This is a genomic window from Secundilactobacillus yichangensis (genome assembly GCF_016861565.1).
GTDB classification, from domain to species: Bacteria; Bacillota; Bacilli; order Lactobacillales; family Lactobacillaceae; genus Secundilactobacillus; species Secundilactobacillus yichangensis.
The window spans coordinates 220469-243232 of record NZ_BOLK01000003.1 but is presented as its reverse complement, the minus strand read 5'-3'; the positions used below and the strand labels follow the sequence as shown (position 1 = coordinate 243232).

Sequence of the window (22764 nt, the reverse complement as noted above, 5' to 3'; positions counted from 1 at the left end):
GCATGTCACGTGCCGGTACACCTGGTGATAATAGTCCTATGGAGTCATTTTGGAGCCATATGAAGGATGAGTTTTTCGCATACCACAAGGCAAGCTCCAAGACTGAACTAATTACCTTAATTAACCAGTATATTTATTGGTACAACAAGGAACGTCTGCAACAAACACTAAATGGCATGACCCCGGAAAAATACCGAAATCATGCCATTCAAAATTGCGCATAAACTTTTAATTATTTGACTGTCCACTTGACAGGAGTCGAGCCGCTTGAGCTTTTTTACAGTTCGTTAAAATGACGCAAAGCAACTAGCAGCATCTGCTTGAAACTATCCGATTCCTTTACGGATGCGGTGGTAAACCAACCACGGCCAACGTTGACGATTTCGCCGATGATCAAATGTTAAGGAGCGCTCAAGTCTTTGGCGATCAGCTGCCATGTGGTATCGTAGTGTTAATTCATTTACTTGGAGGCAGTTTATGTATAATTTAAAAGCTGTCGGTAATCAGCGCTGGAAATTAGGCGCCATTGCTGGGAGTTTAGTCATTTTTTTCGGGGTTTCTTATTTTTTACGGCAAATGATAACTATGACGGATCATGGCATCGTGACGTTTGGCTATGCGGCTGCAAGGTTGATATTAGCTGTGGTCTTAGGATTAATCATGGCTTACTTTTTCAAAACGGTTAGGATCACATCACCAGGGTCAATCGGGTATCAGCGGCCTATCAGGATTTGGCTAGCTTTAATCCTGTTCTTTTTTATCAGTATCTTATCATTGAAACTTCACGTCATTTTTTCAATGGGCTTAACACCGGTCCAGCTTTTTAATATTGCCCTGATTGCACTTTCGGCTGGAATCTTTGAGGAGACGCTGTGCCGTGGACTGTTATTTTCCTTCTTCTTGGGTATTTTCCAGTCTAAAAACCAATCTTTGCTATGGACGGCAACTGCCAGCAGTCTGGTGTTTGGTCTGCTTCATTTATCCCATTTATTTAACGGGCAGAGTGTTCAAACGACGTTGCAGCAGGTATTCTACGCCTTTGTGATTGGGATGGCGTTTTCCGCGATCCGTATTTCTACTAACGGTATTTGGGTGGGGTTAGTGATTCATTCGCTGATTGATTTTGATCCTACCATTACTGCGCAGATGCAAGGGGATGGCAGCTGGGCGGCTGATTTGATTATTTTTACGCCGCTGTTGATCATCGCACTGCTATATTTGGTGAAGGTCAATACTTTGATTAATCATCATCGTGGTATTGGATTAAACAGCGTACTTTAAACCACCAGCCCGTGAACGAAAGTCGTATAATGGACGTATTCTAACTATTAATGGAGGCCAATGTATGACAGAAACAAACCATTTTTATGAGACCTTTCAACCCAGTCATTATGACTTATATCTCGACATTAACCGGGAAACGAAGCTGATTTCCGGAAAAACCACAATTACGGGGAACGCCTCGCAAACCGCTATTTCTTTGCACCAGAAGTATTTAAAGGTGACCGCTGTTGAGGCGGATGGTCAGACAGTTGATTTTCAACTTGATCAGCCATCTGAAGCCATTCGCATTAACTTGAAGCAAGCTGGTGAGACTACACTGACTGTTACTTATATTGCACCGTTGACCGATTCCATGATGGGAATTTACCCCTCATACTACGAAGTAAATGGCGAAAAGAAGCAGATCATTGGGACTCAATTTGAGACGACCTTTGCGCGTCAAGCGTTTCCTAGCATCGACGAACCCGAAGCGAAAGCGACTTTTGATTTAGCCATTAAATTTGATGAACATCCGGGCGAAACGATTATCAGCAACATGCCCGAAGTTCGGACGGAAAATGGTGTCCACTACTTCGATACCACGATGAAGATGTCCACGTATCTGATTGCTTTTGCCTTTGGTGAACTGCAGTCTAAGCAGACTAAGACCAAGAGCGGTGTTACCGTTGGCGTGTTTGGTACCAAGGCACACAAGGCTAGCAAACTGGACTTTGCTCTGGATATTGCTAAGCGTTCCATTGAATTTTACGAAGACTTTTATCAGACCTCGTATCCGTTGCCGCATTCATGGCAGCTGGCTTTACCAGACTTCTCAGCCGGAGCCATGGAAAACTGGGGCCTGGTCACTTATCGGGAAGCATACTTACTGTTAGATCCTGACAATACCTCGTTGGAAATGAAACAGTTAGTTGCGACGGTTATTGCTCACGAACTGGCTCACCAGTGGTTTGGTGACCTAGTGACGATGAAATGGTGGGATGATCTGTGGCTCAACGAAAGCTTTGCTAACATGATGGAATACGTGGCGGTTGATGCCATTGAACCTGACTGGCACATCTGGGAAACCTTCCAGACGAGTGAAGCGCCGATGGCACTGAACCGGGATGCTACTGATGGTGTCCAGTCCGTTCACGTGTCAGTGGAAGATCCAGCGGAAATCGACGCGCTGTTTGATAGCGCCATCGTTTACGCTAAGGGGGCTCGGATGCTAGTGATGGTTCGTTCATTGATTGGCGACGATGCTTTGCGTAAAGGCTTAAGAAAGTACTTTGAAGCGCACCAGTACGGTAACGCCACTGGTGCTGATTTATGGTCAGCACTGGGTGAAGCGTCTGATTTGGATGTTGGTGCCATCATGAATTCCTGGCTGGAGCAGCCTGGTTATCCAGTTGTTGACGCCCAGGTGATCGATGGTGAACTGACCTTGAAACAGCACCAATTCTTTATTGGTGAGGGCAAAAACGCCGGCCGTCGCTGGCAGATCCCGCTGAACAGCAACGATCCGCAGGCACCAGTGATTTTTAAGGATGATAAATTATCATTGGGTCAATATGACGATGTCCGCAAACGCCTTAATGAACCGTTCCGTGTGAACGTTGGCAACAACTCACACTTTATCGTCCACTATGATGATACTTTGCTGAACGATATTTTGGCGCATTTGGATCAATTCGATGCCATTACCCAGCTGCAGCTGATGCAGGATTTGCGCTTATTAGCTGAAGGGCAACAGATTTCATATGCCAGCGTGGTGCCGTTACTGAAACGGTTTGCTGACAGTAAAGCAGCAGTTGTCATCACCGCGTTATACAGTTTGGCAAATAACTTAAAGAAGTTTGTTTTGCCAGATTCAATCGCTGAAAAGCAGCTGCAGCAGTTGTTTGACCGGCTGAGTTCAGCCCAGGTTAAACGGCTTGGCTGGCAGCCGGTAGCGGGTGAATCTAATGATGATCAGCTGGCACGGCCAACGATTTTGAACGCGGCGTTATACGCTCAGAATAGTGATGCCATTGTGGCAGCTCACCAGATCTTCATGGCTAATCAAACCAAGTTATCAACCCTATCAGCTGATATCCGTGGTTTGGTACTGACCAACGAGGTCAAACACTACGGTAGTGAGAAACTGTTTGATCAGCTGCTAGCTGATTACCGTCAGACTGCTGACGCCAGTTACAAGAGCAGTATCCGAGCTGCTTTGACCAGCACGCCAGACGCTGCATTGATCGGCAAACTGATTGCTCAGTTTGAGAATGCCGATGTGATTAAACCGCAAGATCTGCGTGGCTGGTTCCGTGGCGTCCTAGCGAATGCTCACGGTGAGCAGGCTGCTTGGGATTGGATCCGCAACGATTGGCAGTGGCTGGAAGATACGGTTGGCGGCGACATGGAGTTTGCCACGTACATTACGGTCATTACCGGTGTCTTCAAGACTGCTGACCGGTTGTCAGAATTCAAAGCTTTCTTTGAACCGAAAATTAATACGCCAGGCCTGACGCGTGAAATCACAATGGACATTAAAGTGATTGAAAGCCGGGTAGCGCTGATTGAAGCTGAAAAAGAGGCCGTGAATCAAGCGGTTGCTGATGAAGTTGAATAATTAAAAAATAAGCCACCAGTATATTAGTCGTTCACTAATACACTGGTGGCTATTTGTATCGATTTAAATTCACGGGTAGTTATGACTCGTTAAATCCGTTTGTTTAAGGTAATCTATTAATAGTGATTTGGTCTATTCCTCTGCACCAAAATTGAGGTCGGCCATAGAGTCTTCTAGTTCTTCCAGTAAATTATTTTGCTCAATCAGTTTCTTCCAAGCAGTCTGATCCTGCTCACCGCGGATCTGTTGGCTAATTTTACCGTGAACTTGTTCGATAAATTCGTCATACAGTTTGTCAGCTTGACGTTGAATAATGGCACTATTATACCGCCTAGCGGGGGCCCGTTTTAAGTTTTCATCGTTCAGATAGGGTAGCGCCTTTTCCATAAAAAGGGACTCAACCTGACTATTAGCTGCTAGATACGCTTGTAACTCCGTGGGATTCAATTACTTCACATCACTTTCCGAACGAATGTTCTTTCCTAACAGTATAACCGAAATACCGTGATAGATAAACAGGAGAAATCAACTATGAAACGAATTCAGCTGCTGCTATGCGGCCTATTCTTGATTGCAATGATTGCCGGGTGCACGCCTAAACAGGGAAACGGGCCGACAACTAACCAGCCTACGGATACATTTATACCGCCAACAAAATATGGTCATCAGCAGGAACGGGTCGACCAGCTAAGAAAATTTGTTTCGACGAATCTGATTAAACCAGCGGGTGTTCTCAGCCAAAATCAAACTGGTGGGGATAACGGCGTAGTTCTTTCTGAGTCAGCAGGGCTGTGGCTGATTTACCTTGCTCAGTCTGGTAAAAAGGCTCAGTTCCGGGAGACTTATCGCCAAACGGCCAAAGCTTTCGGTACAGATGGTTTACTGATGTATCAGTTGCAGCTCGGTACTAAAAAGCGTTCTAGGGTAAACGCCACTTTAGATGATTTGCGGGTGATCCGCAGTCTGAGTTTATACGCCGCTTTAAATCATGATCGTCGATATCAGGAAAAGGCGGTTCAGCGATTTGCTCGCCTCAAACAGAAAGTGGGACAAACTGGACAGCTGCGGGATTTCTATGACGTTCATTCTCACCAAGTCAGTTCGCTGACTTCGCTTGCTTATTACGATTTGCTTACGCTAAGAGCATTCGAAACGAAGCAAAACTATGCTCGTCAGCTACGACTGGTTCAAAGGGGGTACCTTGGCTCTAAGCTGCCACTGTATGCTGCCAATTATAACTGGTCACATAAGCAATATTCGCGACAACCGCTGAATACCTCGGAAGTGCTATTAACCCTCCTGCACCTAGCGGAAGTAAAGCATCTGCGTGCTGCATCGTTACAGTGGTTAAGTCATAAAGTCACTAGCAGTACGTTATATAACCGGTATCAGATTAACGGTACTGTAAGTAACTGGGGAGAGTCAGCCGCCAACTATGCCATCGCTGCCCGAATTTTTGCCGTTACCAGGCATCCGCGCTTATACCAGCTGGCTATGAATCAAGTCTGGCGGTTTCAAATCCAAGATCGCCGCTCAGTTATACAGGGTGGACTAGGCGACGCTAATCAAAAAGTCAGCTACGCTTTCAATGACCTGCAAGCCTTAATTTCTACTGGTTACTAAGTTTAAAAGGACAAATACCAGTCAGAAAATATTTTGCCTAACGAACATGGTAAAATAAGGGTAACTTATATGTAGGAGGCATTGCTATGGCACAGATGAAGGCATCTCAAGCTCTGGTAAAGGAATTAGCTAATTGGCAAGTGGATCACGTTTATGGTATTCCCGCAGATTCGCTGATCGACGGTTTCGCGGCCGAACAGGATCTGGTTCGCTACATTCAGGTTCGCCACGAAGAAGTTGGCGCGCTGGCAGCTGCAGCTGAGTCGAAGCTCACCGGTAAAATCGGGGTTGCTTTGGCTGCCGTGGGGCCGGGTGCCGTTCATCTGATCTATGGCCTGTGTGATGCGAAAATGGATCACACGCCAATGCTCGTGATCATCAGTAACGTTGCTACCGGCATGATGAATACTCACTATCTGCAAGATATGGATGAAGATGAACTGTTTGCCGGGCTGGATACCTTTCACCGCCAGGTCAGTGACGCCAAGCAGGTTCCAGGGACGATTCGGGCAGCAATTCAAGCAGCCTACGAAACGCAATCACCATCGGTAGTGATTATTCCGGACGATTTGGCCAACGTTGAAATTGATTATCAGGCACTGCCAGTTCACAGACTGCCGAAGCAAGTTTTAACTGGCACAGACGAGCAGGTTGCTGAAACCATTTCGCTGATCAAACAGGCTAAGCGGCCGGTGATGCTGGTTGGTACGGGGATTCGTCATGCACAGTCAGAAGCGGTGGCGTTCTCTAAGAAGTTCGGTTTACCAGTGATCACCACGGCACCAGCAGTAGGCTATGTGCCCAGTGATTTTGAAAATAATTTAGGCCCCCAGGGGACGATTGGTACGCAGCCGGCCTTTGAAGCGATGCACATGGCGGATTTGGTCGTCATGGTCGGCACCAGTTATCCGTTCATGCGGTTTATGCCAGGCAACATTAAAACGATTCAAGTCAATCAGCGTGCTCAGGCTCTAGGCGAGCAGTTCCCAGCAACACAGATGGTGCAGGCGGACGCCAAAAGCTACTTAGCACGGGTGATTAAAGCAGAAAATGATAACGCACCAGAAAGCAACTTTTTGAAAGCCTGTCATACTGCTCGCAAGAATTGGCAGGGTTACTTGAACGAACGGGTAGCAGCGCGACCGGATGGTTTATTGACACCAGAAGCCGTCTTACGAAAAGTAGCTGAGTTAGTGACCGACGATACCATTTATGGACTGGATATTGGCAATAATACCGTGTGGTCAACGCGGATGCTGCCGTTTGGTGATGGCCAGCAAATGACCATGTCCTCTTGGTTTGGTGCCATGGGTTACGCGCTATCAGCTGGAATTGCCGCTAAGTTAAGTTATCCGGATCGTCAAGTGATCACCGTTTCGGGTGACGGCGGCTTTTCAATGGTGGTTCAGGATCTGCTGACTCAGGTTCAGTATCAGCTGCCGATTATTAACGTGGTGCTTGAAAATGGCGGCTATGGGTTTATTCGCCAGGAGAAGGCCAAGACTGGTCAAAGTGATTACGCACTGAAGTTTATGAACGCGAACTGGGCCGGAGTTGCGGAAAATATGGGTGCCATTGGTCTGCGAGTCACCGATGATGACAGCTTAAATGCAGCAGTCGAAAACATCAAACAGCACGTGGCGGCTGGTGATAAGCAGCCAATCGTGTTGGATGCTATCGTGACGGATGAAGCACCGCTGGATACCAGCATGATGATACTGGATCCGGATAAGTACTCGGACAGAATGATTGGCCAATTCCGGGTTAAGAACCATTTAGATGGTGACCGTTATCCATCACTGAGACGTATCTTAAACCGAATTGAAGCAGAGAATTGAGATTGGAGCGAAGCAACTAAATGGAATTTACGTGGACGGTAACTGATTCTGGTTTATCGGCAAAACAGGTTTTAAGCCAGCACGGCGTCAGCCACCGGATGTTTACGCAACTGAACCAGAGTAACGGGGAAATATTAGTCAATGACGCTACGAAAAAGCCTGCGGTTAAAGTGAATCCGGGCGATAAAGTGACACTAGTCGTCCCGGTGGAACCGGCCGATCCGGAAGTGCCCGTTAGTACAGAAGCGTTGGAAGTTGTCAGTGAAGACGCCAACACACTGGTGGTTTTAAAACCGGCTGGATTAACTTCGGTACCTGGCCCAAGTAACCGAACCGATACCTTAGTCAACCGGGTCAAGGGACATTTAACTGCAACTGGCGATCAAAATCTGGTCCCGCACATCATTACCCGTCTGGATCGCGATACCAGCGGATTAGTGCTGATTGCTAAACATCGGTTAGCTAATTCCTGGCTGAACCAGCAGTTGGCTGATCATCGTTTAAAGAAACGTTATTTGGCAATTGTCAGCGGTCAGTTGGATCACGACCACGATTTAATTGATGCGCCCTTAAAACGTTCAGCTGATGGTTTTGATCAGGTTGTGGCACCAGACGGTAAATCCGCCCAAACGGAATATTGGGTTCGGCAGAGCAGTACCAATTGGACGTTGGTGGAGGTGCTACTGCACACGGGCCGGACGCACCAGATTCGGGCGCACTTTAGATCGATTGGTCATCCGTTGCTTGGTGATGCACTTTATGGTGGTCCCGCAGACCTAATTAACCGTCAGGCACTGCACGCATACCAATTGGATTATCAAGATCCTGTCACTGGTGACCCCCGTCATTTCGAAGCTGATTTACCGGCCGATATGCTAAAAGTGATTAAGTGAATAATTTGAAAATACATGCAGTTCAATGAATGATTATCTGAGTAAATTATGTTGAAAACGGCGGAAAGGTAAGAAATCATCTCATAGTGAACTTTTTAGAGTAAAACGCTTGCTATTCCCCAGAAATTCTGTATTATGGCAATTGTAAAAACTACTAAGGAGTGAATTTGATGACAACTAATGATGAGTCACAGCAGGCGATTGCAAAGATTTTATCCCAAATGGACGAAAACCTTTCTGAACTATCGTGGTTTGACTGTGACCTTAAGGACGAAAAGTTTGTAAAGCACATGGCTGAGATGAAAGCTTCTTTAAAAGCTGCCAAGAAACCGTTTGTTGACAAGGACTTAGTTACAGAATAAACCGTTGCTGTAGACATCTGTTTGTCGCCATTAATTTGAAACACCGTACTCAGACGATTTCCAAATGACACCCGCCGCAAAACAGCCGTTTTGCGGCGGGTGTTTTTGCGGTAAACTATTGACGAGAGGAGTGAAGCGCATGGCAGAAAATCTAAGGGTACAATGCATCGTGGATGGAAAAGACTACCACGTTGATGAAGGGTTGTACTTAGCTGATCTATCCACTGCGATTCGGCAGCGGGTCAAACACGATTATCCCAAAGCAAAGGTTACCGATTTTATTTGTGGGCATCATTTGCTAAAATATCGGTTGGCTAACGTTGACGCGATGATCAACTCGGATCTCAAACAAAGCCATAAAATCAACCGTAAGCTGACCAGGGCGATGCAAAGCGACGATTACGAAATTACCGACGTTAACGAAACCCTTAACAAGAGTCTGACCTTTGGTGAACGAGTGGCGGATGACGTTGCTCGTTTTGGCGGTAGCTGGGGCTTCATCGGGATCTTTGTCTTCGTTTTGATTTCCTGGATGCTAGTCAACAGTCTGCAATTATTTGGGATTCACTTTGACCGCTTTCCATTTATTTTACTTAACTTGGTATTAAGCTGCATTTCAGCGATTCAAGCACCCATCATCATGATGAGTCAAAACCGTTCGGCTGACCGTGATCGCATGGCGGCTGAAAATGATTTCCACGTTAACTTGAAATCAGAACACGAATTGCGAATCCTGCACGCGAAGCTGGATCATCTCTCTCAAAACCAGATTCCCCATACCTTGGAGATTGAAAAATTACAAATTGAAATCCTGTCGGAAATTCGCTCGGAGCTCGCTGAACTGCGGGAGACTAAAGAATGAAAAAAACAGGCTGTGCCATAAGTTTATGTTGGTAAGAATTTCAATCAGCCTATTAGCTAAATCTTGTTGTAATCGTATTTTAGTTCAACACGTTAATATAGCCTAATCATGCTCTAAAACTCAGATTCCGGCCATTTAACGCAAAGAATGCCTACTCCGACAAAGTTCGCCGGAATAGGCATTCTTTACGTTAAATTCAGGAATCTACCGAGTTTTGTCGCACACTCTTTGTAGATTGTTTAATCATCAAACGTTTTGAGCTTACCACGAAATTCAGTGATATTTGTGTAGCCCTTTTGATTCATAATTGCTTTTAGTTCTTCTGCAAGGCGGTCAAAGATTGCCGTACCTTCATAGCCGAACTGCGTACCGATTTGAACCATGGAAGCACCGCATAAGATGTGTTCAAAAACATCCACACCGGTTGTAATGCCACCAGTTCCCACAATAGCGATTTCTGGTTTTAGCCGCAATGCCAATCCCCGCACGTTAGCGAGAGCGGTTGGCTTGACTGACGCACCGCCAATGCCGCCAAAACCACCCTTAGGTCGAATAACCACCCGTTCCGTCTGAGGATCAACCACTAGTGCGTTACCGATACTGTTGATTGAATTGACGAAGGTCAGTGGGTACTGGTTTAAAATTGCCGCAATTTGGTCAAAGTGAACTAAATCAAAGTAGGGTGGCAGTTTCACGCCCAGCGGTTTGGTGTAGAACTTGAAAACTTCATCCAGTACTTCGTTAACCCGGTCAAAGTCATAACCGACTTGCGGCTTTCCCGGAACGTTTGGGCAGGATAAGTTTAATTCCACAAAACCGTGATATTCAGATTCCTGAATCTGGTGCAGCATGGCTAAGTTATCTTCCAAACTTGTGCCAGCCACGGAAAGAAAGTTGGTGGCATCGGGCCGTTTATGCTGGTCGTCGACTACATAATCTAAGTAGTAATCCAGGCCGTTGTTTGGCAGACCCATGGAATTAATACTGCCCTTATTAGGTAAAGTGTGCATCCGCGGTGAAGGGTTCCCCGCCCGTTTTTGCGGCGTGGCACTCTTCGTAACGTAAGCGCCGGCACGAGATGCGACCAGTGCGTCCAAATCTTTCTTGTTCTGGCAGCGAATCCCCGCCGCATTCATCATGCAGTTATCAAAGGTTCTGCCACCAATACTCGTTGCTAAACTCGTCATCAAAAATCAGCTCCCTGTCTGAATTTATTTGGTATTCAATTGTCGTTAACTGTACAGTATAAATTTGTCAGAGTCAAGATACGGTTTGCCAGAAACGAGGATATTTTAATTAACTTCCAGTATTCCAAGAATTTCAGCAGACAATTGCGGTAAAAAACTGGTAAGATAGACCTTAAAAGTTTAAGGGAGGTCCACACATTGAGTGAAAATGATAACGCAGCTTTAAAGCTGGGCGACGATAAGTTTGATGAGATGATGCTATTTTTGAAGACACCCATCAACCAGCAAAACCACCTGGACTACCGGTTCGGTGATTCCGAGCTGCGTGAGTTGCAGGAGGGGATCTGGGCAATGCCGGCGTACCTTGTTGACGATGATCCGTATAGTCTGTTCTTCTTGTTTACCACGATTGACAGCGGTGAAATGGTCGTCGCCTTTGCGGAAGGCACCCGTCAGGACAAGCAGTTACGATTAGGCCAGCCGTTGACAACTGGTGCTGGGCTAAACAGTCTATTTGCTCAGCAGGAAAAGCGGGCACAGCGAGTACTGAAATTTTTAAATGACATCTCCCGGGCTGACGAAGCGGAGTGGCATCAAATCGTCAGTTGACAAGTATCATGCGGAAACCTATACTAAATTCAATTAATAAACCTTTTAAACTTAGTCCCGTGAGGCTAATAAAGGGTCGGCGCTGGCAACAGCAATAAATAACGACACCTCTATACCTGCGGGCATAGAGGTGTTTTTTGTTGGGGATATCAGGAACACTATTAAACGCTGAATGGAGAGTGGTTTAGTTGGCAAAGAATGGGTTAGGACGAGTTCCCGCGATTCCGATGGCAGCGCGGCACATGTCTTATTGGGATATGTTTGCGACTTGGGTTGGTGCCAATGCTAATAACGGAACGTGGTATATCGGTGGTGTAATTGCCGCTTGCGGTTTTCTAACGGCATCAACCACGTTGATCGTGACGGGGATTATTTCTTATTTGCTTTTGGCAGCCGCTAGTTACATGGGCTATAAAACTGGCCTCACCGCCATGACGTTGACCCGGGCTTCCTTTGGGTTACGGGGCAGCCTTTTGCCATCGGTCATTAACCTGATTCAGTTTATCGGCTGGGCTGCAGTGAATACTTTTATTGCCGCTACTTCAATGAGTTTCTTATTCCACGACTTGTTTGGCTGGCCGGTGTACGGTAAACCCGGCGGTACCATGGGCCTGGCGGTAGGAATCATTGTTATGAGTATTTTTCACCTCCTCAGTATTTCTCTTGGACAGCGGTCAGTTCAGCTGATTGAGCGAATTGGTATCGTGCTGGTATTTATCTTCGTGATTTGGGAATCCGTTGTGGTTTTTCAAACGGTTTCCTTCCATGAAATTCTGAACTGGCAGCCACCTCATGATTTGAAAATGACACCCGGCGCGGCCATTGATGTATTAGCGGCCTTTAACTTGGCTTGGGTGACTGCTGCTAGTGACTTTTCGCGCTTTACTGGTGTGAAGAAAAACGCTACGCAGGCATCGTTTCTCGGTGCGAACCTCGGGTTGTTCTGGTTTGCCTTTATCGGGTTGATTGCTACGATTGGCACGGCGATCACGCTGAACCATTTTGATCCGAACAATTCTGATCCCAGTACCATTGCCAGCAAGCTCGGACTGGGTTTCTTAGCCATGATCGTGATCATCCTGACCAGTACCACTGCCAACGCAGTTAATCTGATGTCAGCTGGTTCGGCGCTGACAAATATGACACGCCGACTAAGTCTGAGAGTCAGCCTGTGGGTGGTTACATTGGTTGCCACTGCCGTCACGTTTCTTCCCATCTTTGTTGCATCATTTTTGACGATTTTTGAAGCCTTTTTAAACGGTATTGGCATGGTCTTAGGACCGGAAATCGGGATTTTCCTAGCGGACTACTTCTGGTTAAGACACCGTCAGTATCACATTGATGATTTCACAAAACTTCACGGACAGTATTGGTATCACGGCGGTGTTAACTGGATTGCCATTTTCGTGTGGGTGGTCTCGGTAGCTTGCTATATTGGACTGAAGCACGTTGCGATTATTGCGGATACTATCGGGGCGACTTTCGTCGTGATTATTCTTAGCATGGTTCTGTACGGCATCCTCATGAAATTCACACAAAAGCAGGGTGAATAGGTTCCCATAAGTGTTTGATAATGTTATTCTTACTATAGTGGTAGGATATGACTGGCTGATACTGGAAATACTTTTGAAGTTTGTCTTTGAATGTAGTTTGATAAACGTCGCTAGTCGCTAAACTTGACAGATTTGCCATGGATGGCGCTACAATGCGCTTTGAGTGTTCAGTGTAAGCTGAGCCAGTAATCGTATCTGATTGACGGGTAAGTGAAAATTAAGAAATTGATTTTCTCAGTGCTGGCCGGTCACCCAACCACTCGGAAGGCTCCTTCAGTGAAAAACTGGGGGAGTCTTTTCGTGTAGAGTGTGTAAACAAGCGGTTAGAGACTGGAGTCTAAGGCAACCCTGACGGAAATCCCGGTCTTGGATTTCTGTCAGGGTTGCCTTAGATGCAAGTCTCTGCTTGTTGGAACACGTTTTCGCTAAATGAGATTAGTGTGCCAATACTTAGTGATCTAAACCCCAGAGCCCCGTACCTACCCCCCATGGAGCCAATTCTTTTTTCACAATCTTCCTGTGAAACCCACTTTTTAGTCCGCTTACAATCCCCGTTTAACAGCTTTTAAAAATTAGAAATTTCTTAATGAAATTATTAGGTAAATTTCGAGCGATTTTACTAGACATCTGCGTTTATACAGGTTAAGATATCAAAATCTTGTGAAAATAAAGGGGTGGAACAAATGTATTTACGTCGCGCAGAAATGAAGGATTTACCACAAATCGAATCAATCATCCAGGATGGGAAAACTCACCTGGCGGCTCAAAACATTGATCAATGGCAGGGGGGATATCCGAATACCAGCGTGCTGGTTAATGACATTCAAAACGGTCACACGGTAGTGCTTGTTGAAGGCTACGAAGTGTTAGGTACGGCTGCAGTCATTCCAGCACCAGACGAAAGTTATGAAGAAATCGATGGCGAATGGCTGACGCACGACGATACGTACGTTGCCATCCACCGGGTAGCCGTTTCTGCTAACCATCGCGGTCAGGGCTTATCCGGTAAATTATTTGCCGCAATCTTCAAGGAAATCGAAGATAACTCTTCTATTAAGGGTATCCGAATCGATACGCATCCTGATAACAAGGGCATGCAACACGTGATCAAGAAGGCTGGTTTCAGCGAAACTGGGACTGTTGAAGTTCTGGCTGACGCGGATACCGCTGTGCACGATTACGCTTACGAAAAACTAACTAAAACTGGGTCACTTGTTAAGACTCATTGATTCAATCAAAACGTTCGCCAATTCGGTGGGCGTTTTTATTTTATATGCCTAACTTAGTAACGGCATTTCCCTAAAAATGTGATAGTATTATCTTCTAGGGGGTATCAGTATGGCAGAAGAGAAACGTATGACAGGAAGAAAGTTTTTCACGGTTACCGTCTTAAACGGTGCCATTACAATAGTCGAAGCAGTCGGTGGTCTACTATCCGGCAGTCTGTCACTGCTCTCTGATGCCTTTCATAACTTAGGTGATACTTTTTCCATTGTGATCAGTTATATTGCACACCGAATCAGTTTGCGAAATGAGGATGAGCGAAATACCTTTGGCTACGGTCGGGCACAGATTTTAGCAGCGATGCTGAATGCCTTGTTGCTGATCGTGGTCTCCATTTTCCTGGTGGTCGAAGCAATCAAGAGGCTTAGCCATCCCGAAACCATCAATGGTGAACTGATGATGAGTGTCGCCATCGTTGGCTTGGCGGCAAACTTAGCGTCAGCAATTTTGATGCATCGCGGCTCCAAGCATAATTTGAATATGAAAGCGACTTACCTGCATCTGTTGAGCGATACGTTATCGTCAGTTGGTGTTATTTTCGGCGCAATCATGATTCAGTGGTACAATGTCACTATCATTGACCCCATTATTACGATAATCGTGGCCGCTTACATTACGTTTGAATCATGTCCGATTGTTCGTCACACCATTACGATTTTGATGCAGGGCGCGCCCCAGATGGATTACGATGCGATTAAGCGCGATTTAATGAAAATTGATGGTATTACAAGTGTTCACCACATTCACGTTTGGATGATCGACGAAAATCGAATTATGTTTTCGGCACACATCAATATGCGTGACATGCTATTAAGTGAAGCAGAACCGATTTACCATCAGGTGGAAGAGGTTCTGGCTAAGAAGTACGGTATCTGTCACGTGACATTGCAAGCCGAAGATGTCCGTGGACGCGGTGAAGAAATGATTTTAAACGAAGATTTAGATGAGCAACTTTTAAAACGGCAAAATGAAGAATAGCAAGGAGTAAGATAACTATGACACCCATGAAAGAGGATTATTTGAAGATTATCTTTGAACTTGGTGGCGCGAGTGAGAAGGTTTCGAACAAGCAGATCGCCATTAGTCTTAACATTGCGGCTGGTTCAGTCACTGAAATGATCAACAAAATGGTTGAGGAAGGTCTTGTTAACCACGAACCATACGCTGGTATTTCACTGACTGATGCCGGTCGAAAAAGGGCGGTCACACTGGTTCGGAAGCACCGTCTGTGGGAAACCTTTTTGGTTAAAAAATTAGGCTTTGCGCTGCCAGACTTGGATGTTGAAGCTGAAAAGCTGGAACATGTGACCAGTGAAAAATTAGCGAACGCAATGGATGACGCTTTGGATCACCCGGAGAGATGCCCCCACGGGGGGACGATTCCTGATCGGAACGGCCGTTTTGCCAGTGAATCTCACTTGATCTTAAACGCCGTTAAAGACGGTGAAACGGTCACTGTGACCCGGTTCATTGATAACCATGATCTGCTGACTTATTTAGGCGATATCAAGCTGGACATTGGCGACAAACTAAAAGTCAACAAGCATGATCCCTTTGAAGGCCCCGTACTGGTGACTAATTTAACCGATAAGCAGGATTTGACTATTGGGTATAAAGCCGCTCACTATATTTTTGTGGAGTGAACTAAGAGAAGCTAGTTGCCAGATGGCAACTAGCTTCTTTTTTAAATTAACAGGAATAATAAAATGGCATTCACTACAGCCGTTAAAAGCGGGCCAACTGTTTTGAATAAACTGACCTTTATCCCAATGATGCCGTCAAATAGCTGAACCAGCGTCATGGCAGTGGCTAAGGCAATCAAATATGGCCGTGAAGCAAATATGACAAGCCCAATTGCCACAATCAGAAAAGCGAGGCTTCGCGACACAGCGTATTTTGCGGTCGTTAGCGAGCTTTCGGTCTGTTTCTTAGCTGATTGGTAGGCTTCGATTGAAAAGCCGAAACTGACGGCAGCACTGATTAAAGTGAAGCCTGCGCAAAGATAATAGCTCAATATAATCGTTCCTCATTTCTAATTCAATGTATTAAGCATTACCTATCGGCCACAAATTGTCAAATACGTGATAGCGGGAAAGAAAAAGTCTGCATTTCTCGTAATTAAGGATAGCAGAACCCTATTTAGCAACGTATAATCTAATGGAGAACATTATTGAACGGAGGTAGCTGGCATGACAAATGATCAGGGTCATTTGATGATTAAGACGGCGTTGCATGCGGGCCGGATTATGATTGAAAATGGGTCAGAAGTTGCAAGGGTGAGCGATACGATTCGCCGAATTGCGTTAAACGCCGGGTACCCCGATAGTAAGGTTTACGTGACGATTACCGGGATCATGATGTCGGTTTCCGGTGAAGAAAACGCCCAAATTGAACCGGTGACTACCAGGTCCATTGATTTGGAAAAGATTACCCAGGTTAATGACCTGTCGCGGCACTTCGCGGCGCACAAGATCACCTTGGCGGAATTTGACCAGCGACTAACGGATCTTGATCGACACCCCCGGTATTTTCCGGTGTGGCTGCAGCTTGTGTCAGCAGGCCTCGTCAGTGGCACCCTGGAAGTGGTTTTTCGGGGCAACTACCCCGACTTTTTGGTGAGCTGTATCATCGGTCTGATTGGCTGGGGAGTCTTTTATGAGGTCAATAGGTTGGCAAAAGTGCGCTTCCTCAGTGAGTTTTTAGCCGCTGCTGTGATTGGTATTTTGGCAATTTTAACCGTGAAATATCACCTTGGTACCAGTGCCGATGACATTATTATTGGTAGCGTCATGCCGCTGGTTCCAGGAGTGCCGCTTACCAATGCCGTTAGAGATATTTTAGCGGGTGACTTAGTGAGCGGAATTGCCAGAGGGATGGAAGCTTTGATGAGTGCTATCGCAATTGGCAGTGGCATTGCGATGATCCTGCAGGCGGTGTGAGGTGAACGGATGCTGAATTTAATCATTGATTTAATTTTAACGTACATTGGAACCGTTACCTTCGGGGTACTGATCAATGTGCCGCGCAGGGGACTTAACCTTGGTGGCTGGATCGGCGCGCTGAGCTTTCTGGCGTATCGCTTGTGCCTGATGGCTAATTTGGGGATCGCCTTCGCCAATTTATTTGGTGCGTTGATCATTGGGATTCTTAGTATGCAGGCAGCCAGGTATAAGCGGATGCCCGTGATTAACTTTAATATTCCGGCGATGGTGCCATTTGTGCCGGGTGGTCAAGCTTATCAGATGATCAAGAACTTCGCGCTGGGTAACGTCTCCGAAGCCATCAGTTTTCTATTGCAGGTGGCCGTTATTGCGGGCTCAATTGCCTTTGGTTTCCTGTTAGCTGAAATGGTGAACCGGGTACAAGCAAGGCTGATGGTACGATTTTCTAGCCGGTGGAGTCATGAGAATAGGCATAATCCAAAGTTGTAGAGTGTAAAATAGCTCGGGTTGATTCCAGAGTATAACGCAAAAGGGACGGGGTTCCTGGTTTTGGGAACCCCGTCCCTTTTGCGTTATACGGCCGGAATCAGAGCTATTTTGCACGTTTCAGCAAAATAACCCTAAACCGTATGCCCAATAACAAAGCTAACACATAAAATGACTAAAACAATTGAAGTGATCCAAACGTAAAGCGTGTCGTGTTCTTTATAGAAAGCGTAAATTGAGACTACCACCCGTAAAACCGGGGTCATGATCAGGCAAAACATACCCACCATCATCACGGCGTAGGGCTTTAGTGCCACGGTACCTGCTATGATGGCACCGATGGTGGTTGGTTGGTGGCCTACTGGATAGCCGCCGTTACCACTATGTGCCAGTAGGAGAATCAGACCAAACAGCATGACTACAGCGGCGACGATAACGCCAATTTGCAGGATTCGGCCGATAATCAATTCGATGTGAACCATTTCTTTATGGGTTGAATTATTTTGATGTGATTGATCGTCCATGTGATTAACCTCCGATTATTCCTTTGTACAGCATTTGCAAGCCGATGAATAAAATGACGGGAATAAAGATGATACGGATTACCCGCGCAGGTAAGACTTGCATGACCCGCGAGCCAATGACCGCACCTACAAGGATTCCCAACGCCAGTGGCACCGCGATGTTTGGCAGAATGGAACCGTTAAAGAAGTAGACTGTCGCGCTGGCTGCGGCAGTGACGCCCATCATTAAGTTACTGGTAGCGGAAGAAGGCTTTAGCGGCATCTTCATAAAGGTGTCCATGGCAGTCACTTTGAAGGCACCTGAACCAATGCCCAGCATTCCGCTGGCCAGCCCGGCACCTAACATGACTAGAAAGCCCTGGGGGACATCTTCAACTTGATAATCAACTTGTTTAAATTCATTTTTGTCAAAATACGAGCCGTTCAGCTTAAGTTTGGTGGCGATTGGGTCAGGCTTAACGTTCGACAGAACTTCTTGGCCCCGACGCAGTTTGCGCCACATGTTCCAGCCGGAAAAGACCAGCAGCGCCCCGAACAGCAGGTAGAGGTATTTGGGATCAAGAACACCGGTGAGTAAAGCGCCGGAGATCCCGCCAATGGTGGTCGCAATTTCCAGAAACATGGCGACTCGCAAGTTCAGTACGTCATCTCTCAAGTAAGCGATCGTTGAGCCTGAACTGGTTGCAATCACAGCGATGATACTAGCGCCAATTGCGTATTTGATATCTAGGCCCATCATTAAAGTCAGGACTGGTGTAATGATGATGCCGCCGCCCAAGCCGAGAATTGCACCGGCAATCCCGGCAAACAGGCCGACACCCATCATTATTAGCATTGTTTGAATCATGATTAGTTCCTCTCTTGAACCAGCAGTTAAATATTCTCCACCAACTTTAGCATACTTTCAGCTTTCTTGAAATGTGGAAAGTGGCTGTATCCGGATACAACTTTCTTGCTGGTCAGTCATTGTTTTGAGCGTCACGAGATTTCTAAATTTTCTAATAACAATTAAAAACCGATATCAGACATGTGATAATATATGCTATACTCAATTTCGCAGTGATAAATCGTTATCAATAATGGGAGGAAGCAACAATGATCATTCAACAAGAGCGTGACCGACCGTTTCGCTTACTCGTCAGTGGGGGCCTGTTTGCTTTTTTAGCAGCTGTCGTCATGGCGCAATCTGGTTTACTGGAATTTATCGATAGTGTCATTATTCAAGTTGTTCAAAAACATCAATCCGGCACCAAGGAAGCCCTTATGAAATTAATTTCGTTCTTGAGCAGCCCGACGTTTGACATTATATGGGTGCTGATAATTGCCTTTCTGTTATGGGGATTTAAGTTTCGCATCCCAGCGCTGTGGGCACTGTGTACGTTGTTCGGCGGCGATGTGATTGCCACGCTGGTTAAGCACATTGTTCAGCGGCAGCGGCCAATCGGTCATCTGGCAAGTGACAACGGTTTTAGTTTTCCCAGTGGGCACGTCTTTGGCATGACGCTGGTGATTGCTATTTTATGGATCGTGGTCGTGCCGCTGATTGAAAAAGACTGGCAGGCTATCCTGGTGCGAACCGTGATGATTATTTGGTTGATTCTACTGGCCTTATCGCGGGTCTACCTTGGTGCCCATTTTCCAACGGATACCATTGGCGCGATGCTCTTGGCATACGCTTGGCTGCAGATCAGCGAGTGGCTATACCTCTGGCTGGCACCCAAGTTATCCCACGTTAAACTATTAAATCGTTCGATCTACTAGATTCAAACAAGACTATAAAACGCATTGGCGAGAGCCAATGCGTTTTTCTTTAATATGAAATTATTGACGCCCTGTTAATCGAATCACGTTGATCAAAATCTTTGCGCCATCAAACATTGCTGTGTGATCAAAGGTCATTCCGGGAACGTGCAGCCCCGGGGTCAAATCACAGCCTAAACCAAGCATGGTTGATTCCTTAACGACGCCGTCATAAGCGTAGAAGTGGAAGTCGTCACCGCCCTGGGTAGGTGCTGGCTCAACCAGGCCATCTTCTCCCAGAACCTGAGTGATGGCTTGTTTCATGTTATTTATGGCCGGTTCGCTTGGAATGGCTGCCGGAGAGAGGTCGTTACCATCTAAGATAACGTTGATGCCATTCACGGAAACGTCCTTCATCGCTTGAAAGGCTTGCGCTTGGAGTTGATCCATCATGTCATTGGTACGGGCTCTCAAATCCACCGCGAAGGTGCCTTTATCCGGCACGATGTTAGAGGACTCACCGGCTTTCACCATGGTTGTGGTGACTGAATAGGGCAGCTTGGTGTCCAGTTTGATTTGCTTAAACTTTTCGTTTAGCGTACTAAAGCCGTCGATCACGTTGGCGCCTAATTCTGGCCGGCCGGCGTGAGCCGTTTTCCCGGTGATGGTTACCCAATAAGTCCGCGTTGCAATATCCGGGATGATGGGTTCGGCGTGTTTGCCAGGGACTTCGTTTTTTGCGCAGACGTGCAGGCCATAGAGGTAATCCAGTTGACCTAACTTACCGCTTTTGATCACCCTTTCAGCTCCAGTGACCGTTTCTTCAGCTGGCTGGAAAATAATTTTCAGCGTGCCGGGGATTTCGTTGGGGTTAGCAGCATAGTAGCCAGCAACCGCCAGCACCATTGACATGTGCGAGTCGTGGCCGCAAGAGTGCAGGACCTGGGTTTTGCCCTGATATTCCTGCTTCAGGGCATCGATGTCTGAGCGGAGGCCAATGATGGGCCGGCCATTACCGATTGTCGCGATGAGTCCGGTAAAATCATCGAAGCGCTCGTAAGAGACACCCATTTCGTCCAAGCGTTTTGCTAAATATTCGGTGGTGTTGACTTCGTTAAAGGCAGTCTCGCCACGGGTGTGAAGGTAGTCGAAGTCGGCTAAAATTTGTTTTTCATTAATTAATGTTGTCATCGAAAACACTCCCTTACTTTGTCCAATAAGCATTCTTCAGCGAAATTCCTTGTGCGGGTGCGTAGGTGATGCCCTTTAAACCGGGTTTGTTCAACCGTACGATTTGACCTTGATTTAGGGCTGCAATGGCTTGGTCTTTCATTGCAATCTGGTTAGCTTGCTTGAAGTCATCGTAACGTTTCTGGGTACTTGTGACGTCCTTAACGTTGGCGTTTGAGTAAAGCTGGTCGTAAGTCTTATTAGAATAGTTACCGGCATTGTTAACGTTGTTCGTATTTAATAGTTGGAAAAATTCGTTTAAGTCAGGGTAGGAAGCAATCCAGTTCGTAAAGCCGATATCATAGCCGCGCTTCTTCTGCATGGTGGTGATGGCTTGCACCTTAGGCTGTGCGTTGATCTCGATATTAGCACCCTTAAGGTATTTCTTCGCGTTGGCTTGAATGTACTCAGCCGAGTTCTTAAAGGCATCAACATCGTAGCAAACAAGTTGTAAATTCAGCTTCTTGACACCCAGTTGTTTCAATCCTTTTACCCAGTACTTCTTGGCTAGGGTCGGGTTATAAGCGACAGATTCTTTGACGCTGGAATCTTTGGCAAAGTCAGCACCGTTGCTAGGATTCTTAGAAATCTCCTCTGGTGCTAAGCCATATGGGGCTTTGGAGCCGTTCTTTAACACGTTTTGCGTTAAAGTCTTACGGTTGATGACCAGTGAGATGGCTTTACGAATGTTAGCATTGCGCATCGCTTTGCTGCGGAAGTTGTAGGCTAAGTAGTCGGTTTCGCCACTTGGGTAGCTGAGGTATCCTTTGTTTGCTTTTTCTTGTGCGGCTTGCTGACCAGCAAGGACAATGTTGTCTAACTTACCTGACTGATACAGTGAAAGTGCGGTTTCGGGTGATTTGGCAACTTCAAACTTGACGCTGTTTAATTTGACTGACTTCTTATCCCAATATTTGGGGTTCTTTTTCAGCGTCCAGTTAACGGATGATGTCGTCCAGTTTTGAACGGTGAACGGCCCATCGAAGACGGTTTTAGCTGCGGAGGTCCCGTAGGCGCTGCCGAATTTTTCAACCACTTTTTGATTGAGCGGCAGGAATGGTACGGCGGCTACTAGATACTTAAAGTAGGGTGTTGGTTGGGCTAACGTCACCTTTAAAGTTGTTTTGTTAACGGCTTTGGCACCCAGCTTGGAAATTGGTAATTGGCCCTTTTCGATTTGTTTAGCGTTTTGAATCGGCAGGAACATGTAGGCATCGGCTGCCTTGGTTTTAGGGTTCACCGCGCGCTGCCATGCGTAAACAAAATCTGCGGCGGTCAGCGGATCACCGTTGCTCCACTTTAAGTTTTTCCGTAATTTGAACGTGTAGACGGTTTGACCATTAGTTGGCTTTACGATTGCTTTGGCAATACCGGGAACCAGCTGAGTGTTGCTCTTTAACCGGTACAGGCCTTCTTGCGAATTATTAACGGTCTCTAACGCGCCAACATCGGTGATTTGTGATGAATCCAGTGATGAGATATCCGTTTGTTCCATGATGTTGGCGGTAGTTTTGACCTTTGAAGCTGATTTGCCGCAACCGGCCAAGATGATCCCACTGACTAAAATGAGTGTTGTTCCAATAAAACCTCTGATTGATTTTTGCATATGCATTTCCTCCCCAAATTTAACTGTTCTATTCCGACAATTCGTTGTGCAGACTATGTCGCGCAAGATGCAGGTGATGTTCTCTGGCCCCCGCAGTTACAGTATTTACATGAAACATCATCAATTGAAACATGGTCGCAAACTT

Annotated in this window: 23 protein-coding genes; 16 read left to right on the top strand and 7 right to left on the bottom strand. The window is 46.3% G+C overall.

Annotation, left to right across the window (positions count from 1 at the left end; genetic code table 11):
• From JUE95_RS04400 to JUE95_RS04390, 3 genes are all read left to right on the top strand, one after another.
• A partial coding sequence (locus JUE95_RS04400) for an IS3 family transposase (RefSeq protein WP_203649464.1) occupies nucleotides 1-224 on the top strand: 224 nt, incomplete at its 5' end.
• Nucleotides 225-477: 253 nt separating this feature from the next.
• Nucleotides 478-1281, top strand: a complete 804-nt coding sequence (locus JUE95_RS04395) for a CPBP family intramembrane glutamic endopeptidase (RefSeq protein WP_203649462.1) — start codon at nucleotides 478-480, stop codon at nucleotides 1279-1281.
• A 64-nt stretch (nucleotides 1282-1345) separates the two neighbouring features.
• Entirely contained in the window at nucleotides 1346-3880 is a 2535-nt protein-coding gene (locus JUE95_RS04390; RefSeq protein ID WP_203649460.1) for a M1 family metallopeptidase, read from the top strand.
• A gap of 132 nt (nucleotides 3881-4012) precedes the next feature.
• On the opposite strand, the gene JUE95_RS04385 is transcribed toward JUE95_RS04390, so the two are convergent.
• On the bottom strand, nucleotides 4013-4267 hold the full coding sequence (locus JUE95_RS04385; RefSeq protein WP_203649458.1) for a hypothetical protein: 255 nt from the start codon (nucleotides 4265-4267) through the stop codon (nucleotides 4013-4015).
• 144 nt (nucleotides 4268-4411) lie between these two features.
• Here JUE95_RS04385 and JUE95_RS04380 point away from each other — a divergent pair, with 144 nt between their 5' ends.
• The 5 genes from JUE95_RS04380 (at nucleotide 4412) to JUE95_RS04360 (ending at nucleotide 9458) form a co-directional block, all read left to right on the top strand.
• A complete protein-coding gene (locus JUE95_RS04380; RefSeq protein ID WP_203649456.1) occupies nucleotides 4412-5503 on the top strand; it encodes a glycosyl hydrolase family 8 in 1092 nt (363 codons plus the stop codon).
• A gap of 86 nt (nucleotides 5504-5589) precedes the next feature.
• Nucleotides 5590-7341: a thiamine pyrophosphate-dependent enzyme gene (locus JUE95_RS04375; RefSeq protein ID WP_203649454.1), complete on the top strand. Its 1752-nt coding sequence runs from the start codon at nucleotides 5590-5592 to the stop codon at nucleotides 7339-7341.
• Nucleotides 7342-7361: 20 nt separating this feature from the next.
• On the top strand, nucleotides 7362-8234 hold the full coding sequence (locus tag JUE95_RS04370; RefSeq protein WP_203649452.1) for an RluA family pseudouridine synthase: 873 nt from the start codon (nucleotides 7362-7364) through the stop codon (nucleotides 8232-8234).
• Nucleotides 8235-8404: 170 nt separating this feature from the next.
• Nucleotides 8405-8596, top strand: coding sequence for a hypothetical protein (locus JUE95_RS04365; protein WP_203649450.1), 192 nt, complete (start codon nucleotides 8405-8407; stop codon nucleotides 8594-8596).
• A 139-nt stretch (nucleotides 8597-8735) separates the two neighbouring features.
• Nucleotides 8736-9458: a DUF1003 domain-containing protein gene (locus tag JUE95_RS04360; RefSeq protein ID WP_203649448.1), complete on the top strand. Its 723-nt coding sequence runs from the start codon at nucleotides 8736-8738 to the stop codon at nucleotides 9456-9458.
• Nucleotides 9459-9697: 239 nt separating this feature from the next.
• Here the strand turns inward: JUE95_RS04360 and JUE95_RS04355 are convergent, their stop codons facing one another.
• On the bottom strand, nucleotides 9698-10645 hold the full coding sequence (locus JUE95_RS04355; protein ID WP_203649447.1) for a dihydroorotate oxidase: 948 nt from the start codon (nucleotides 10643-10645) through the stop codon (nucleotides 9698-9700).
• Nucleotides 10646-10843: 198 nt separating this feature from the next.
• Here JUE95_RS04355 and JUE95_RS04350 point away from each other — a divergent pair, with 198 nt between their 5' ends.
• The 5 genes from JUE95_RS04350 to JUE95_RS04330 all read left to right on the top strand — a co-directional run bounded on the left by JUE95_RS04350 (nucleotide 10844) and on the right by JUE95_RS04330 (nucleotide 15734).
• Nucleotides 10844-11254: a hypothetical protein gene (locus JUE95_RS04350; RefSeq protein WP_235995180.1), complete on the top strand. Its 411-nt coding sequence runs from the start codon at nucleotides 10844-10846 to the stop codon at nucleotides 11252-11254.
• A gap of 188 nt (nucleotides 11255-11442) precedes the next feature.
• Complete coding sequence (locus JUE95_RS04345) at nucleotides 11443-12807, top strand: cytosine permease (protein ID WP_373305663.1); 1365 nt, start codon at nucleotides 11443-11445, stop codon at nucleotides 12805-12807.
• 683 nt (nucleotides 12808-13490) lie between these two features.
• Complete coding sequence (locus tag JUE95_RS04340; RefSeq protein ID WP_203649446.1) at nucleotides 13491-14036, top strand: GNAT family N-acetyltransferase; 546 nt, start codon at nucleotides 13491-13493, stop codon at nucleotides 14034-14036.
• A 109-nt stretch (nucleotides 14037-14145) separates the two neighbouring features.
• Nucleotides 14146-15069 (top strand): cation diffusion facilitator family transporter, encoded by a 924-nt coding sequence (locus JUE95_RS04335; protein ID WP_203649445.1) that lies wholly within the window; start codon nucleotides 14146-14148, stop codon nucleotides 15067-15069.
• Nucleotides 15070-15086: 17 nt separating this feature from the next.
• Nucleotides 15087-15734 (top strand): metal-dependent transcriptional regulator, encoded by a 648-nt coding sequence (locus JUE95_RS04330; protein ID WP_203649444.1) that lies wholly within the window; start codon nucleotides 15087-15089, stop codon nucleotides 15732-15734.
• Nucleotides 15735-15775: 41 nt separating this feature from the next.
• On the opposite strand, the gene JUE95_RS04325 is transcribed toward JUE95_RS04330, so the two are convergent.
• Nucleotides 15776-16105 carry a hypothetical protein gene (locus JUE95_RS04325; RefSeq protein ID WP_203649443.1) on the bottom strand — a complete coding sequence of 110 codons (330 nt, stop codon included), beginning with the start codon at nucleotides 16103-16105 and terminating at the stop codon, nucleotides 15776-15778.
• 175 nt (nucleotides 16106-16280) lie between these two features.
• On the opposite strand from JUE95_RS04325, the gene JUE95_RS04320 reads away from it, so the two are divergent.
• The gene (locus JUE95_RS04320; protein WP_203649442.1) at nucleotides 16281-17030 is read left to right on the top strand and encodes a threonine/serine exporter family protein; all 750 of its coding nucleotides are present in this window, start codon (nucleotides 16281-16283) and stop codon (nucleotides 17028-17030) included.
• A gap of 9 nt (nucleotides 17031-17039) precedes the next feature.
• A complete protein-coding gene (locus JUE95_RS04315; RefSeq protein WP_203649440.1) occupies nucleotides 17040-17522 on the top strand; it encodes a threonine/serine exporter family protein in 483 nt (160 codons plus the stop codon).
• A gap of 131 nt (nucleotides 17523-17653) precedes the next feature.
• Here JUE95_RS04315 and JUE95_RS04310 read toward each other — a convergent pair whose 3' ends face one another.
• Together JUE95_RS04310 and JUE95_RS04305 are read right to left on the bottom strand one after the other, a co-directional pair.
• On the bottom strand, nucleotides 17654-18043 hold the full coding sequence (locus tag JUE95_RS04310) for a DUF1634 domain-containing protein (protein WP_203649438.1): 390 nt from the start codon (nucleotides 18041-18043) through the stop codon (nucleotides 17654-17656).
• A gap of 4 nt (nucleotides 18044-18047) precedes the next feature.
• Nucleotides 18048-18890 carry a sulfite exporter TauE/SafE family protein gene (locus JUE95_RS04305; protein ID WP_203649436.1) on the bottom strand — a complete coding sequence of 281 codons (843 nt, stop codon included), beginning with the start codon at nucleotides 18888-18890 and terminating at the stop codon, nucleotides 18048-18050.
• A gap of 248 nt (nucleotides 18891-19138) precedes the next feature.
• Between JUE95_RS04305 and JUE95_RS04300 the strand changes: the two genes are divergently transcribed.
• Complete coding sequence (locus JUE95_RS04300) at nucleotides 19139-19804, top strand: phosphatase PAP2 family protein (RefSeq protein ID WP_203649434.1); 666 nt, start codon at nucleotides 19139-19141, stop codon at nucleotides 19802-19804.
• 60 nt (nucleotides 19805-19864) lie between these two features.
• Here the strand turns inward: JUE95_RS04300 and JUE95_RS04295 are convergent, their stop codons facing one another.
• Nucleotides 19865-20974, bottom strand: a complete 1110-nt coding sequence (locus tag JUE95_RS04295; protein ID WP_203649432.1) for an amidohydrolase — start codon at nucleotides 20972-20974, stop codon at nucleotides 19865-19867.
• Between the two features lie 13 nt (nucleotides 20975-20987).
• A complete protein-coding gene (locus tag JUE95_RS04290; protein WP_203649431.1) occupies nucleotides 20988-22619 on the bottom strand; it encodes a peptide ABC transporter substrate-binding protein in 1632 nt (543 codons plus the stop codon).
• Between the last annotated feature and the right edge of the window lie 145 nt (nucleotides 22620-22764).